Source organism: Flavobacterium johnsoniae UW101 (genome assembly GCF_000016645.1).
In the GTDB taxonomy this organism is placed as follows: domain Bacteria; phylum Bacteroidota; class Bacteroidia; order Flavobacteriales; family Flavobacteriaceae; genus Flavobacterium; species Flavobacterium johnsoniae.
This window is the reverse complement of record NC_009441.1, coordinates 3,156,722-3,171,115: the sequence shown is the minus strand read 5'-3', so window position 1 is coordinate 3,171,115 and position 14,394 is coordinate 3,156,722. Positions and strand designations below refer to the sequence as shown.

Annotated in this window: 11 protein-coding genes and 1 pseudogene; 4 read left to right on the top strand and 8 right to left on the bottom strand. The window is 40.5% G+C overall.

Annotated elements, in window-relative coordinates; all coding sequences use genetic code 11:
- Nucleotides 1-3: 3 nt before the first annotated feature.
- Nucleotides 4-1,665, bottom strand: a complete 1,662-nt coding sequence (locus FJOH_RS13825; protein WP_044047738.1) for a T9SS type A sorting domain-containing protein — start codon at nucleotides 1,663-1,665, stop codon at nucleotides 4-6.
- Between the two features lie 1,477 nt (nucleotides 1,666-3,142).
- Between FJOH_RS13825 and FJOH_RS13820 the strand changes: the two genes are divergently transcribed.
- From FJOH_RS13820 to FJOH_RS13815, 3 genes are all read left to right on the top strand, one after another.
- Complete coding sequence (locus FJOH_RS13820; protein WP_012024727.1) at nucleotides 3,143-3,712, top strand: hypothetical protein; 570 nt, start codon at nucleotides 3,143-3,145, stop codon at nucleotides 3,710-3,712.
- A 270-nt stretch (nucleotides 3,713-3,982) separates the two neighbouring features.
- Nucleotides 3,983-4,138, top strand: a complete 156-nt coding sequence (locus tag FJOH_RS26990) for a hypothetical protein (protein WP_159436648.1) — start codon at nucleotides 3,983-3,985, stop codon at nucleotides 4,136-4,138.
- Nucleotides 4,139-4,430: 292 nt separating this feature from the next.
- Complete coding sequence (locus FJOH_RS13815; protein ID WP_012024726.1) at nucleotides 4,431-4,655, top strand: hypothetical protein; 225 nt, start codon at nucleotides 4,431-4,433, stop codon at nucleotides 4,653-4,655.
- 96 nt (nucleotides 4,656-4,751) lie between these two features.
- Here the strand turns inward: FJOH_RS13815 and FJOH_RS13810 are convergent, their stop codons facing one another.
- The 7 genes and pseudogenes from FJOH_RS13810 to FJOH_RS27230 form a co-directional block, all read right to left on the bottom strand.
- Nucleotides 4,752-5,852: a catalase family protein gene (locus tag FJOH_RS13810; protein ID WP_012024725.1), complete on the bottom strand. Its 1,101-nt coding sequence runs from the start codon at nucleotides 5,850-5,852 to the stop codon at nucleotides 4,752-4,754.
- A 29-nt stretch (nucleotides 5,853-5,881) separates the two neighbouring features.
- Nucleotides 5,882-6,841, bottom strand: a complete 960-nt coding sequence (locus tag FJOH_RS13805) for a beta-propeller domain-containing protein (protein WP_012024724.1) — start codon at nucleotides 6,839-6,841, stop codon at nucleotides 5,882-5,884.
- Nucleotides 6,842-6,843: 2 nt separating this feature from the next.
- The gene (locus FJOH_RS13800) at nucleotides 6,844-8,010 is read right to left on the bottom strand and encodes a PQQ-dependent sugar dehydrogenase (RefSeq protein WP_012024723.1); all 1,167 of its coding nucleotides are present in this window, start codon (nucleotides 8,008-8,010) and stop codon (nucleotides 6,844-6,846) included.
- An 841-nt stretch (nucleotides 8,011-8,851) separates the two neighbouring features.
- Entirely contained in the window at nucleotides 8,852-9,505 is a 654-nt protein-coding gene (locus FJOH_RS13795; RefSeq protein WP_012024722.1) for a YciE/YciF ferroxidase family protein, read from the bottom strand.
- Between the two features lie 412 nt (nucleotides 9,506-9,917).
- Complete coding sequence (locus FJOH_RS13790; RefSeq protein ID WP_012024721.1) at nucleotides 9,918-10,211, bottom strand: hypothetical protein; 294 nt, start codon at nucleotides 10,209-10,211, stop codon at nucleotides 9,918-9,920.
- Nucleotides 10,212-10,390: 179 nt separating this feature from the next.
- A complete protein-coding gene (locus tag FJOH_RS27235) occupies nucleotides 10,391-11,134 on the bottom strand; it encodes a zinc-binding dehydrogenase (RefSeq protein ID WP_238381504.1) in 744 nt (247 codons plus the stop codon).
- Between the two features lie 39 nt (nucleotides 11,135-11,173).
- A pseudogene (locus FJOH_RS27230) lies at nucleotides 11,174-11,557 on the bottom strand (alcohol dehydrogenase catalytic domain-containing protein); the annotation flags it as partial.
- Between the two features lie 602 nt (nucleotides 11,558-12,159).
- Here FJOH_RS27230 and FJOH_RS13780 point away from each other — a divergent pair.
- Nucleotides 12,160-14,343, top strand: coding sequence for a hypothetical protein (locus FJOH_RS13780; RefSeq protein ID WP_044048315.1), 2,184 nt, complete (start codon nucleotides 12,160-12,162; stop codon nucleotides 14,341-14,343).
- The last annotated feature ends 51 nt before the right edge of the window (nucleotides 14,344-14,394 follow it).

The following is a 14,394-nucleotide window of genomic DNA, read 5'->3' as shown; positions in this document are numbered from 1 at the left end:
TTTCTATCGTACGGTTTTAATTACTTTAACTGACTCTGTTTTTACATCAGTCTTAATTTTAATGATATAAATTCCCTCTGCATAATGACTTAAGTCAACAGGAACGGTTCTGCTGTTGATACTGAACTGTTGTAAAATCCTGCCTAAAATATCAATGACCGAAGCTGTTCCTTCTGTAAAATCATAGCCTATAATTACGTTGGTGTAAGTAACAGCAGGATTTGGAATAGCCTCAATACTTGCTTTTACTTTTTCAACTTTAGCCTTATCTTTCAGCTTCACAACCCAAAAATCATTTCCTCCTATGGTTGATTTTTTATCTTTTGAAGAACCTGAATTTGATGTTCCCGCCATTAAATAGCCTCCGTCTCTGGTTTCTATAAGTTTTCGCAGAATATCTTCTCCGGCACTCCCAACGGTTTTCTTCCATAATTCTTCTCCTTTTTCATCTATCTTTAATGCGATATAATCATTAATTCCTTCCTTATCCTTTCCAGTCCCGGCTTTTTTAGCGGCATCTCCAAGCAAAGACTGCTTAGCTTCAGATTTTGCGTAACCTCCAATTAAATAAGTGTTATCATTATTTTCTACAAGGGAAGTTAAAATATCTACTTTTCCAAAATCATAAGTTTTACTCCATACAACTCCTCCTTCGTGGTCTAGTCTCAAAATCCAAAAATCAGTTCCATTACTTACGATTCCTCCAAGGGTGGTCAAAGGATTTGTACTGTTGGAATTGCCTCCCAGAATATAGCCGCCATCTGCCGTTTGATGAATTACATAAGGCTGGTCATCGCCATCTCCTCCATACGATGACTGCCATTGAACAGCACCTGAGTCATCTATTTTAATAATCCAGTAATCACCCACTCCCTTATTAGCGTCAGCTTTATCTCCTGAAACAGGTGAATTTGAATATCCTGCCAAAATATAGCCGTTATCAGCTGTTTGTTCCATGCTTCTTAATACATCAGCATATTTACCACCGTAAGTTTTCTGCCACTCGATAACTCCTTCTTTATCGAGTTTTACGATCCAGTAATCCATATTACCACGGCTTTTTTCTGATTTGCTGTATAAATCTGTTTGAGGAAAAGCGTCCATTTTTCCTTCTGCCTTAATATTTGTAACAGAAGAAGGGCTTGAGCTCGATGAGCCGCCTAAAATATAACCGCCGTCTTTGGTCTGGAAAGCACATAAAAGTTCATCCTGACCATCACCGCCAATAGTTCTCTGCCATTGCTCTTCACCGGAAGCGTCTAGTTTGATAACCCAAAAATCAGTAAGGCCTTTACAATTGTCTTTTTTCTGAAAACTGTTTCCTGAACTTGAAGTTCCTGCCAGAATAAAACCTCCGTCTCTGGTTCCTTTTATACTTTGAAGAAGATCAAATCCATTTCCTCCAATACTTTTCTGCCAGTCGAGTTCTCCTTTTTCATTCATTTTCCAGATCCAATAATCAAGATCTCCATGATTATCTTCGTCTTTATTTCCGGTTTTGTTAGAAAGGGAGCTGCCAGCCAGAATAAACCCATAGTCGGCTGTAGGCTGTGCATCAAAAAGGTAATCTGCATGAATGCCGCCATAAGACTTTTCCCAAAGAATATCTTGTGAGTAAGTTAAAAACGACAATAAAATAAAAAATAAGAGGTAGTTTTTTTTCATAAGCATTAGGATCATCATTATATAAATTTTACAGGCAAATTTATAAGGAACATCCACTAAAATATTATCCTTTTTTTTAACATGATATTTATTTGTTCAACTGTGAAAAAACGCAGAACACAAAAACCTAAAGATCAAAACTTTAAGAAAACAAATCATAAAATTAAAGTAAAAAAATGGGTATTAATACTTAGCTTTTTACTTATGAAAGAGACAGAAGAAATTTTCATTTTTATGGAATCGAAATAAAAATTGTTTTATAAAACAGATAAAAACAAAATAAGGTTACAACTATGCAGTCCATTTTAAGTTTATTATCAATTATAAATAATCTAAAAATGCAGTTTGAGAATTCTGAATAGTTAAATAGACAGACATAAAGAATTTGTTTATCATTTAGATGTAAAACATCGACTGCTTAGATGGTTTGAAAAATCATGTGAAAAGTGAAAGTCCGGCTTATAATAATTCATAACCAGCCAAAAGAGGTCAATTAAAGACAGTACCGGATGTGCAGTTCTCCAAAAAGCGACCTGCTTCCCACAGCCCCGATAGAAGCGGAAATCCTTCTGCGCCGGGGTTCGGCGCAGAAGATTAGAGCGGATAGCGGGAAAAAGCTCCTGAAAAACAACATTAAACCTAAAGTAATACAACCGGTCCTGTCAAGTATCACAGGCGCATAAAGGATTTAAATGAATACGGCTGTATAAACTACATCCCTAAAAAAAATAGAAACCAGAAAAGCATCATTTATTTTCTTGTTTAAAAACGCAGCTGCTATTTTTTGGGTGCAAAAACTAGAACCGTTTTTAAATGTTTAGTAATTTAAATTTTGTGGCAAAATCGTGGCACTTGCAGTTTTAGGAAACGATAAGCATAGTAAAATCAAGGCCTAAGGAGCTTAGGTTCGAAACTGTATACCCACATCAATTACACAGTTGTACTCAGCGGACTGTTCAGGGAAACCTATCAGATTGTCCTGTTCAACGATACTGAAGAAATGCTTTCGCTCTATCAGGCAATGGACAGGATGAAAACCCACTACGGATTTGACGCCGTGAGGAGATGCGCATGCGTCTCTTTCAAACCTAACAATAAAGACGAAATTTTAAAACGCAAAAAATAAATCATGTTTCTCAACTGCCACGCCTATCATTCCCTGCGCTGCGGCAACATTCCGCTGGATGATTTTCCCTGTGACAAATGTTCTTTTCGAGAGAATTATTGTTTGCAGCAAAACAGCTTGATGCAGCAGCTATGCTGCATATCAGTATTTGAAGCATATACCCGTATGATATTGGATCTGCCTGCTTGTCTGATAGCTATTTTATAACTGGAATTCATTATTCTGTAAAGAAAATTGTACCTCTCCGCTATAATTTTGCTAAGAAAGAATTACACGGCCGCAACGATCCTCTCTGCGGGGCAATCCCGTAGCGGCAGACGACAGCAAGAAATAAATTTAAAATATAATGTGATGAAAACAGATACAAAGGGAAACCAGCGTCAGGATGACAAAAATTTCCAAAATACAGCATCAGGCAAGCAGGGACAGCTGAAAACTGCCTCCCCTGCCGCCCACCCGTTTACAGAGAATGCCGAACCCGATTATGGAGATGATCTGAGCACGGAAGAGATCGGCAGCGGTTCCGATCAACAAAAACCTTCAGACGCGGAGCAGCAGAAATTAAAAGTCCGCAATTCAGACGTGCAGGACAGTGATAAAGACAGTAATCCATACGATTCAGAAAATCTTGATAATGAAACGGGCAGCGAATCCAAAGATATAACCGAGAAGGATATTGAAGAGAATCTTATAAATAATGATCCTTCTGAAGGTTTTGAAACTGACATTGACGCGCTCCAGAGTGATGAAACTCAAAACAGCGGCTTTGAAACCATTGAACCCGATCACGATAATCCCGTAAACAAGGAATTTGAAATTGGGGAGCTTGGCAATCAAGAACTTAAAGAAGATGAACGCGTCCGAGATGAAACAGCTAATGGTTCAGTCCACAATTACAGACCATCGCAGCGAAAATTTTAATACACTTACATTTTTTCCTTAAAAAAAAACCGTTACGAATAACGGTTTTTTTATATGATTTCTTTTTATAACCGCATCAGACAGCCGGGTACTCCCTCTATTTAATAATCTGCCGATTGCCAATCAGCCTATACTGCTGAATTATCACATACATCCTAGCTGCTTAAAATTATATAACAAAGGGCAAAAAAAATGTAAGAACAGGATTTTGAGCGTACATTATTTTTATTGAGTCAAGTACATTTTAAGCTAACCAAAAAACAAATATTTATGAAAGCACTATTTTCCAAAGTTGTGATACTATCGATTTTAATGGCGGCGCTGCACATCAGCTGTGAAGCGCTATGCGAAGATGAAAATGATGCCTCGAACCGCAAAGAAAATTATATAATCAAAAACGACTCACTTGCTGTTTCAAAAAATTAATGACTGCAGGAAAGCTTGGCAGCTCTCAGCCGCCTTATAACAGTTTCTGAGTCTGCATCCTTGTAATACGTCCTTTGCCCATCATGATGCCTGCTACAGTGCGCACAAGAATGACCTTTGCATTTAATTGGCTGACAGTAAAAATCAATAATAATCTGAAAATAATGTAATTAAACAGATACAGACTGTAATATAGTCCGGCTTTCTACGGTAACTTTACTGCTCTTTAAATTACAAGAAAAGAAAAGACTGCAGATAAAGCAGCATTTATTAACTATCTAATTTTAACATTATGATACCACAAGAAAACTACGATACTTACCGTCAGGACGACAGTCTGTATCATATGGGGGAAGAATCCATCCAGTCCGAAACCATGGAACATACCGATCCGGGCGTGAACCAGCATTATAAGGACGAAAGGTCTGCCGACCACCAGCCTACCGAACTGGATCATGACGATGCCGACAGAAGAACTTTAGATGAATCTGAGGCCGATGAAGATGATGAGGATTAAAGATATTACTTTTTCCGAGGATGACCAAAGTATATAAGCCTGCGTGATGCAATCATCTCGCAGGCTTTTTTAATCTATTATTTTACGGGGCGGCAATTAATCTGGCAGCTGGTCAATGCTGACTGGTTCTATCCTTGCCTTAGCATTCATATGGTGCCTGTAGCGGCTTGAAGTTTCATAGGCCAGTTGTCTCACGCGCATAATATTGCCCAGCGGGCGGTGATCAGCCAGGCAGTGAAACGGATTAAAACTCAACGTGTCGTCTGCATACACACGGCGCTCGGGACTGAAAGTTTGCTGCGGATGAAAAGTAATTTTACCAACAGGCTGATAAGGACTCTGGTCCTCGGGCCACTGCACGGATCCGTCTTCCACCGGCATCAGTTCTAAATCGGTGCAGAGCTGTGCGCCGATTTCATATTCCGCTGTAGCAGACTGGAAAAAATCAGCAACAATTTTTGTTAAAAAAGCGTGCTCATCTTCGTCGATAATATCCTTATCAATTTTCTTCCCCGCTAATTCCTTTACATTATCCGAAAGCGGCTTTACATTTATTTTGGCTACATAATCCCCAAAACGCAGCGCTGCCATACTGAAATAAGTATCCCCAAGGATATGCGGTCCCGGTGCGCTCAATTGATTGGTATCATCAGCAAGACCTACTGCGGCAAGTACATTCTGCACCCCGACAGCGGCCTTCTGCGCGATTTCCTGAAAGAGCTCCCCGCTGTCGGCCTGCTTTTCCAGCCCCTCCTGCATCTTGAGGTATTCCTTTATCGTTCCGGTTGGAATGACAGGATAATTTACCATAAGAAAGTCCTGGGTCACAGCGTCTGAGAGTTCTGGCAGCAGCTTTTCTCCTTCCACTCCGATTACTTTTATGGCCATACCCCTGAATGCTGACATTTTATCGGGTACGATGGAGCCCTGCGCCGTTGATAAACGCACAATAACAGGATAGGTTCTGGCCTTTGCAAACAACCCCTGTGCCAGATGTTCGGGCAGGTTATCATATACCTTAAGCTCGCCTTTCAATACAGCATGGCTTTTGGCATGCGCATCGCGTATGGCATGTCGGTATTTCTCGTACATCAGGCGGTTAACCCTTGCCATCGAATCCACGATCTTCCGGCTTATTTCAAGCTCATCGGGCTGTATAACTTCGATCGAATCACTATAAGGAATATACTCTATCATGTATGGTATGTTATTGTTTTTTTAATCTTTTATTTTTTCACAGGATTAAATACAGCCTGCTGCAGCGAGAATTTTTTCGATGGAACATTATTTCCTTCCGTAAGCTCGCTGAAGTTCGCATTCATGATCCAGGTCTCACTGCCCGAAATAGCCGCTGTCGACGGAAAGGCAAACCGGTCCTCCACTGAAGTGGACTCCGAAACCTCTGCATTAGTCCAATTATCGGTGCTTTTAATCTTGAATATTTTGTTTACTCCTCCATTCTGCACTAGTGTCAAAGTGGAATTGTCATTTAAAAGCATACCGTCTGCGCTTGGAAAGAACTGCTCTATTTTTACCTTTGTCCCGCTATTGGGATTTGAAATCGGCAATTTTATAAGTGCTCCTTTCCCATTGTTTGCTGCCAGCAGAAAACCTTCCGGATGATAAACAATTCCATTGGGTCCGACTCCTGCTGTTTTAAGCAGTTCGTTTGTGCTGAATACTGACGCTGTTCCTTTTGCATCCACTTTATACACAGCGTATGCATAACTATCCGTGATATAAGCATTCCCTGCTTGGTCAAAAGCCAGGTCATTAGGAAAATGTTCTCCAGCAATAAGGCCGGCCAGATCAATATCATTTAATTTCTTACCTGTTTTAAGGTCAAGTATAAGAAGCCTTGCCATTTTCTTTTTGGTATCAGGCGTGCTGAATTTGCTATAGTTGGCATCGCCTGCACAGACAAAAAGCCTTTTTCCGTCGGGATGCACCTTCAGCCCGTAGGTTGATTTAAGGGTTTTATCGGCATATAATTCCGAATACCTGCCCTCTTTGGTAACTTTTCCAACGGTACCCAATCTTGCCGAGGATACATAAAACACATTGGCAGCCTTATCGAAAGCCACTCCCTCGGGATAACTTTCAGGCGCTTCAAATTCAATGCGTTTTGTTGGCTGCTGAGCCCACGTTAACTGGGCAGCTAACAGTAGTATAATATATTTTTTCATCTTTATTTTTGTTTGAGTGCGTAAATAATACCATTTGCATCATCTGATATATAAACCACATCAGAACCGACCGCCAGTCCTGCGGGTCTGCCGAACCGTTCGCTGCCGATTAAAAATCCCGTTAAGAAATCTTCAGACCCTGTGGGATTGCCCTTGCTGTCAAATTTGATGCGTTCCACTTTGTAACCGCTCGGATTTTGCCTGTTCCATGAGCCGTGCCAGCACACCAGTGCATCTCCTTTATTTTTACCGCTGTCGAAAAATGCAAAAGCAATAGGGGCGCTGTGCGCCGGGAAATCCAGTATAGATGCCTGAGTTGGTTTGACCCAGCCCTCCTTGGTATTGCCCACAGGGTCTTCCCTGCTCTGGTCCACTTCCTTCTTGCCGTAGGCGAAAGGAAATCCGTAATTGCCTCCCATAATAATCTTATTTAATTCTTCGGGAGGCCAGTCGTCTCCTTTAGTGTCTCCGCCGTTGTCCACACCCCACATTTCTTTGGTCTGAGGCTGCCAGTCAAAACCGATGGTATTTCGAAGCCCTGACGCATAAAGCGTTCTTTTCCAAGTCTGCGGATCCACCTGCAGCATGGCGGCAGTTTCCTTATCGCTTTCCTTACAGTCGTTGCAGACGCTTCCCACTGAGATATACAATTTGCCGTCAGGCCCGAAATCCATCGTGCGGTTCGCATGCTGCCCGCCGCTCGGCAGATCTTTAATCAGCGTATCGGCGGCCTTGCCCAAAGTTCCATCAGCATTTAATGCATATCTAAGTACTTTGTTGTTATTGCACAGGTACATAAAATCATCTTTGGCCGTAATGCCATGTACTCCTGGAAAATCAGCTACACGGGTCATATCGTCAAACCTGCCGTCGTTGTTGGTATCGGTCAGCATCAGCACATCTCCCGCATCGCGTCTTGTAACATAGAGCTGGCCTTTTTTGCCGATGTACAGCATCCTTGGTTTTCCAAGTCCCATCGCGGCAGGGGTCGCCTGCCATCCATTTGCCGTTTTAAGGCTCGATGAGAGTGAGGAACTGTACTCAAGATGGGTAGGGAAATTGGTAATGGTCACTTTCTTGGTATCTTCTTTAGGAGGTATGCCTTTCTGGCCGTAGGAAAGCAGCCCCATCACACATAGAAATGCAGTAAATTGGTATTTCGTTTTCATATAGCGTAAATTAATTAGTTCTTAATAGCTGATCAAATACTTTAAAATGAGAATATTGATCTGGATTTGCGTATCCAAAAGTATTATCAATAAATTGTAATCAATTACAAGATATGCTCTAATACTTATAGGATTTACAGCAGATGGGAAAATTCAATTAGGACTGGAATGGGTAAAATGGGTCTGGCAGGCAGAATTGAGTCCTGACTGGCAGTACTAGATAGTGAGAGAGGACGAAAATTTTTATAAACTAAATTTACTCGTCGGTTATTGGATGTATTTAATCTTTGATTTAGCAAATTCGTCCAAAACCAGCTATGCAGATCTTTCTACATCTTTTGCGATAAGGGAAGATTCCAAAAGGTAATTGTCGACGTAATCAAAGACAGTCTTCTCTGTTTCGTGCAATTTTCTGATCGAATCTTCCTAATTGGACGAAGCAAAAGTACTTTCGAGATGTATTTTCAAATCGTTTTCAAATTTTTCTAATAAATCTTTCATTTATTCTTGTAATTTTTAAATGTTGCATAATAAAATAAGTATAATATCATATATGAAAAAAATTAGTACTCCAAAACTTGAATCAGCTGGCTATCTCTTATAAATTTTTAATACAAATAATATAGGCTGACTGCAGGCCTGACTGTAAATTTCACCTTCCTTTCGATGAACTGTAGATTATATAACCTGCGAGGTACTGTCTTTGTATTTATTAACCGGACTGCAACACCTAATCTGAACTTCAGGTAATCTGCATACTAGTAACGCTTATAGAAAAGGCCCGTACTCACAGTACAGGCCAACTTTTATATTATCGTCATTAGTGATATTATACCTGGGCCTAATCTTCCTCGTTTGCATCAAAATTGATGGTATTATAGGCTGCCTCGGTAAGCAGTGTATCTGCTTCTTTTTCCTCCGCCAATGTTTTCTCCAGCAGCAGTACCGCATCATCTTCGCCAAGTGTAGTAGCAAAAGCTGCCAATGTACCGTATGTTGCAATCTCGTAATGCTCTATTTTCTGAGACGCTGCTATGATTCCTGCGTCACGAACAGGTCCTGCTTCGGTTTCTTCCATAATGCTTTCTCCTTCCTTGATAAGTCCTTCCATTGCGTCGCATTTCTTGGCCGCAGCCTTCTCGCCAATTAAAGAAAAAACCTGCTCCAGTCTCTTAACCTGTTCCTCTGTAACGCTAAGATGATCGTTGATAGCAGTTATCAGGTTCTCGGAAGTCGAGTTCTTAGCCATTTTTGGCAATGCTTTAGTCAGGGCTTTTTCTGCCCAGTAAATATCTTTCAATGAATCTACAAATAGTTCTCTTAGTCCATCGGCAGCAGTCGATTTTGCTTTTACTTTTCGGTCTGCGCTCTTAGATGCTGTTTTTGCAGTATTTCTTGATGCAGTATTTCTTGATGCAGTACTTTTGGATGCCGTACTTTTGGATGCCGTACTTTTTGCTTTATCCGCCGTAGTTTTTTTTGCTGTAGTTGCCATAATTTTTTAATTTAATATTATATCCAAATGTACAAAGCCATCAACAGAGAGCCTTACATAATGATCCGTTATATCTTACAGTATTCAAACCTCATAGCAATATAAATCAGCAGGTTACAGATGCGAACTAATACATCGGAAACAAAAGCTGCCAATAATTATTCGAATCTATTACACTTAAAAACACTAAAGGCTGCTAGTATTCGGAAGAACCAGTTTGCTGGAAACCGCCGTCGCGCTTACTATGTGTGAGAAAAACTGTAAGAAGCATAAAATGTGGCAGCAGGCACCAAGGATGCACGGTCTTTTTAAACGTTTAACTTCCAAAAGATAGATGAATATGCACACAAAAAAACCTGCATCCAAACAGGATGCAGGTTTAAAAAGAAATATAAATAATCAACCTTGGCAGCTAGTTACTGCCTTTACTGTTAGATGTCGAATCTTTGTTTATGGTTGTAGTCCCTTTTTGCGTAGTTCCATCCGAACCAGAACCAGTCGAACCCTCGCCGGTAGCACCGGTTGTTCCATTTGTACTTGTACTTGTACGGGTCGTATCCGAGTCAGCTCCAATGCTGTCAACAGCTGCCTGTGTTGAATCTGTTTCATCTGCGTATGGATCTGTGCTGGAATTCTGATTGTTTTTACAAGATAGCACCAGGGCAAAAATCAGTGTAAGGAATGAAGTTTTTAATATTGTTTTCATAATGTACTATTTTAGTTTCAATAACCTCAAAGTTAATATCTTAGAAGTTGAGATCGTTATATCATTAAATGAAGTATTTACAGATTTAGTACTTTAAACAATTAATAACCAGAGCGATAATTATATTTAACGCAATCGGTTTTAAAATATAATAAGCATGACGCGTTGAAGAATTATTTCTATTTCCACGGATCAAGTACTACTTTTACACATCCGTCTTCACGTTTTTTGAAAATATCGTAAGCATGTGAAATCTCACTCAACGGCAGTCTGTGCGTTATAATGTCATCAAGCTTTACCTTTCCCTGAACCACATATTCTAAAAGTTTATCAATGTGTTTGTGCGCTGGAGCCTGCCCTCCTTTTAGGATTATCCCTTTATCAAAAAACTGTCCTATGGGAAAATTATCATAGTTGACAGGATAAACACCCAAAACAGAAACAATTCCGCTTCTCCTTACGGCGCTCATGCAGGCTTCTAAAACTTTTGTTGATCCTTTTTCGAAATTGATGGTAGCCTTAATACGGTCACCTAAATTACGGTCCGGTTCAAATCCAACGGCGTCAATGCAGACATCAGCACCGCGGCCGTTTGTAAGAGAACGTATCTGTTCAACAACGTCTTTAGGCCCATCCTCCCATAGAATTGTGGTACAGCCCGCTGTAGCTTTAGCTTTATCGAGTCTAAACTGAAGTGTATCAACCACAATTACCTGCGCCGCGCCTCTAAGCCAGGCGCTTTTAGCAGCCATGATACCAACAGGTCCGGAACCAAATATCGCTACGGTTTCGCCGCCCTTGACTTCCCCCCAGTCAACCCCGGTATACCCTGTTGGGAAAATATCGGTTAAAAAAAGAAGCTGCTCATCACTTAGGTCTTCGGGAACAACCCTGGGTCCGTAATTGGCATATGGTACGCGCACATACTGTGCTTGACCTCCGTCATACCCGCCATAGAGGTCTGTATAACCGAAAAGTGCCCCGCCTTTCTCTGTGACAATTCCACCCTCAGGACCGTAATGTTCGGGATTGCTGTGCTCACAGTTGCCCGGAACATCGTGATTGCAGAAAAAACAATTCCCGCAGGCAATTGGGAAAGGAACCACAACGCGGTCCCCTCTTTTCAGATGGGTGACAGCCGAGCCTGTTTCCTCCACGATTCCCATAAACTCATGGCCAAGCACCATAGGAGTTGTTGGCATGGCACCCGAATAAATATGCAGATCCGATCCGCATATTGCCGTGGAAGTAACTTTTAGAATAATATCATCTTGTGCTATGATTTTTGGATCTTCTACCGTATCATATTTAACCGAACCAGGTCCGTGAATAACTGCTGCTTTCATGATGTCCTTTTTAAAATTAATAGAAAGCTAAGTAACTATAATTTAAGAGATTAATTTTACAGGATAAGTTTAAATTCTTACAGATAAAACACTGTTGTGCAGGTATGTTCCCGCTCCGCATCATGTATGTACAGTTACCTGCAGACAATTTTGTAATAATGAATCAGCCTAGAGGGCCGCGATTGGCACGCGCAAGAAATCCGGATAGGCATAGTATCCTTACAAATTGCTTGTACAAAATTTTTATTTACTGTCTCAGTTCTTTTTCTGGAGCTCAGCTTTGGCCCAAAGCCATTTCAGGAGAGTAATCATTTACTATGACTAATTCTCTGGCATTGGAAAATCTTGTAAAAACTAGTACAAATTATGTAAGAAGAAAAATGAGCGTTATGCCGAAATTTGATAAAAACCAATCGGATGATGGATGCCTTTTTTAGAAATTACGGCCTATTAACTTATTTTCTTCTGCTCTCTATAGGAGCGGCGGCGACTGGTTTTGTTCTATTTAACTGAGAATAATTTTGATGTGCTTCTGAATGCAGGCTGAATCTGTCATTCCCTATTCACTGGATATCACTTTTTATAAACTAAAAATGATTAAAATGCATACAGTTACACCATGGAGCGCAACTGCTCAGGCAGATATTGAAAATAGTGAAATCCTTTGGGAGAAAAAAATTCTTTCATACACTTATCAATTTTACAATACGGGCGATTCGCTCTGGATTGTTGTCGTTATGCCCGATAATGGAAAAATAGCCTTTCGCGCCGCATTTGCTATGAACAGCTGTTTTGAAGTTACCAATCTTTTTGAAGACCAGGATACTATTATCGTAGTACTCAATTCCAGACTTGGCACTTATGAAGTTCGTGTTGATTTTACCTCTGCAGAAGTACCTGTTTTACATTACACCACGTCCTTTACAGCTAATGTCCCTCTTCTAATGCCATTTTGGCCGCGAGATATAATTCCGCTGACGCAAAGCGGGAATATTGCCAATACTGCAGGAACAATTCACATGGAACAGTTCGGATCCCGTTCAGGACTTCTTTTTGCGAGCATTACAAAACCGCAGACAGGTTCGTTTTTTTATTTTCAAAACCTTACCTCCTTATCCGAATATTGTGAAGCTACGGAAACGGAATCAAAAAATACGGTCGGGGGAAGCTGGCCCGAAATCGGGTTTCAGCTCCCAACAACTGACAAACTGCCTCTTCCGGCGGGAAAAGCATTCACTATCTCGAATGCCTATGTCGTTCTTCATAATGAAATATTTGAACAAACAACAATAATCTGCGAGCACTTTTTAAATAACCTGGTCACGATATATAAATTGCTTGAACAGCCGCGAATTGAATATCACAATTGGCCGGAAATCGCTCAGAAAGTAGTTTCAGATTTAAAGAATAATAAAGGTTCCTGGACGCAAAAGCAAGGCCTGCCGTATTTAAATGCCTACTTATGCGACTACGAAACCCCGCCTGAAAGTATGGTGCAGCTTGCTGTACTGGCTCCTTTTAAGGAATATGAAAAATGGAGCGGCGAAAAACAGCCTATCTGTGAAGATTTAACTAAAGGATTACCTGCATTTTATGATGAAAAAATAAACTGCATTAACCGCTGGCTTCCTTCGATGGTCGACAAACTGGACGAGTCCGAGGAGCAGAAAACAGAAATGGTGATGGATTCCTGGTATCTGCATCATCCGCTGATGAATCTTGCGCGACTTGCTTTACGGGGCGATAAAACTGCAGAGAAACTAGTGCTTGACTCGATAGAATATGCTATAAGAACGGCACACCATTTTAATTATGAGTGGCCTGTATTTTATAACATGGAAACCCTTGAGGTAATCAAAAAAGAAACAGCACCTGGCGCTGGCGGGGAAAGGGATGTGCCGGGGGCATATGCGCATTTAATGCTCCTGCTTTTTAAATTAACCAAAGAAAAACGTTACCTGCACGAAGCAGAAAAAGCGGCAAAAAAACTGGAAGGCCTCGGATTAAATATTCTATATCAGGCCAATAACACTGCTTTTGCAGCCGGCGCTTTATTGGAATTATTCAAAATTACCAATAAAAAACTTTACCTCGATTTAAGTTACACCTGCCTGACAGGCTTATTTAAAAACATTCAGCTTTATGACTGCAGGTACGGATTTGGTAAAAATTATACCAATTTCTTCTCCATTTTTCCCTTAAATGATGCGCCTTATATCGCCGCTTATGAGGAGATGGAAGTCTATGCTGCCTTGTCAGAATATATAGTTCAGGCAGAAGATGTTGAGATTCTTCCGGCGCTGAGGACCCTAATTCCCGAGTTTATAAAATATGCTGTCGGCAGGATTGCCTATTATTATCCAGCAATGCTTCCTCTAGATATGATTTCTGAAAAAGTTAAAACCGGAGAAGTTCAGGCTGATCTGTGGATTCCACTTGAGGATTTATATAACGGCTGGGAGAAAAGCGGCCAAGTAGGCCAGGAAGTCTATGGCGCAGGAATGGCCTTTGGTGTCGTGCCAAGGCAGTACATCAAAATCGGTGATGAGTTTTTACTTTTTGTTGATTATCCCATTATTCACCAAAGTAAAAGAGGAAATACAGTCAGCATAAAATTAGATGGTAATAAAGACTTGAACTGCAATTTGAAAATTATAAAAATTAAAAACAGCAGCATTAAAATGAAAGTCTTGCAGGATAAGCAAACACAGAAACCTTTTACAGCAAATGCGAATATACACGAGTATAAAATTTCAGGTCAGGGTACTGTTAAAATTCAGTGGTAATTTTTTCTCCTGCACTTTAAAGGCACAGAAGGTGAAAGATGAACATAAGGG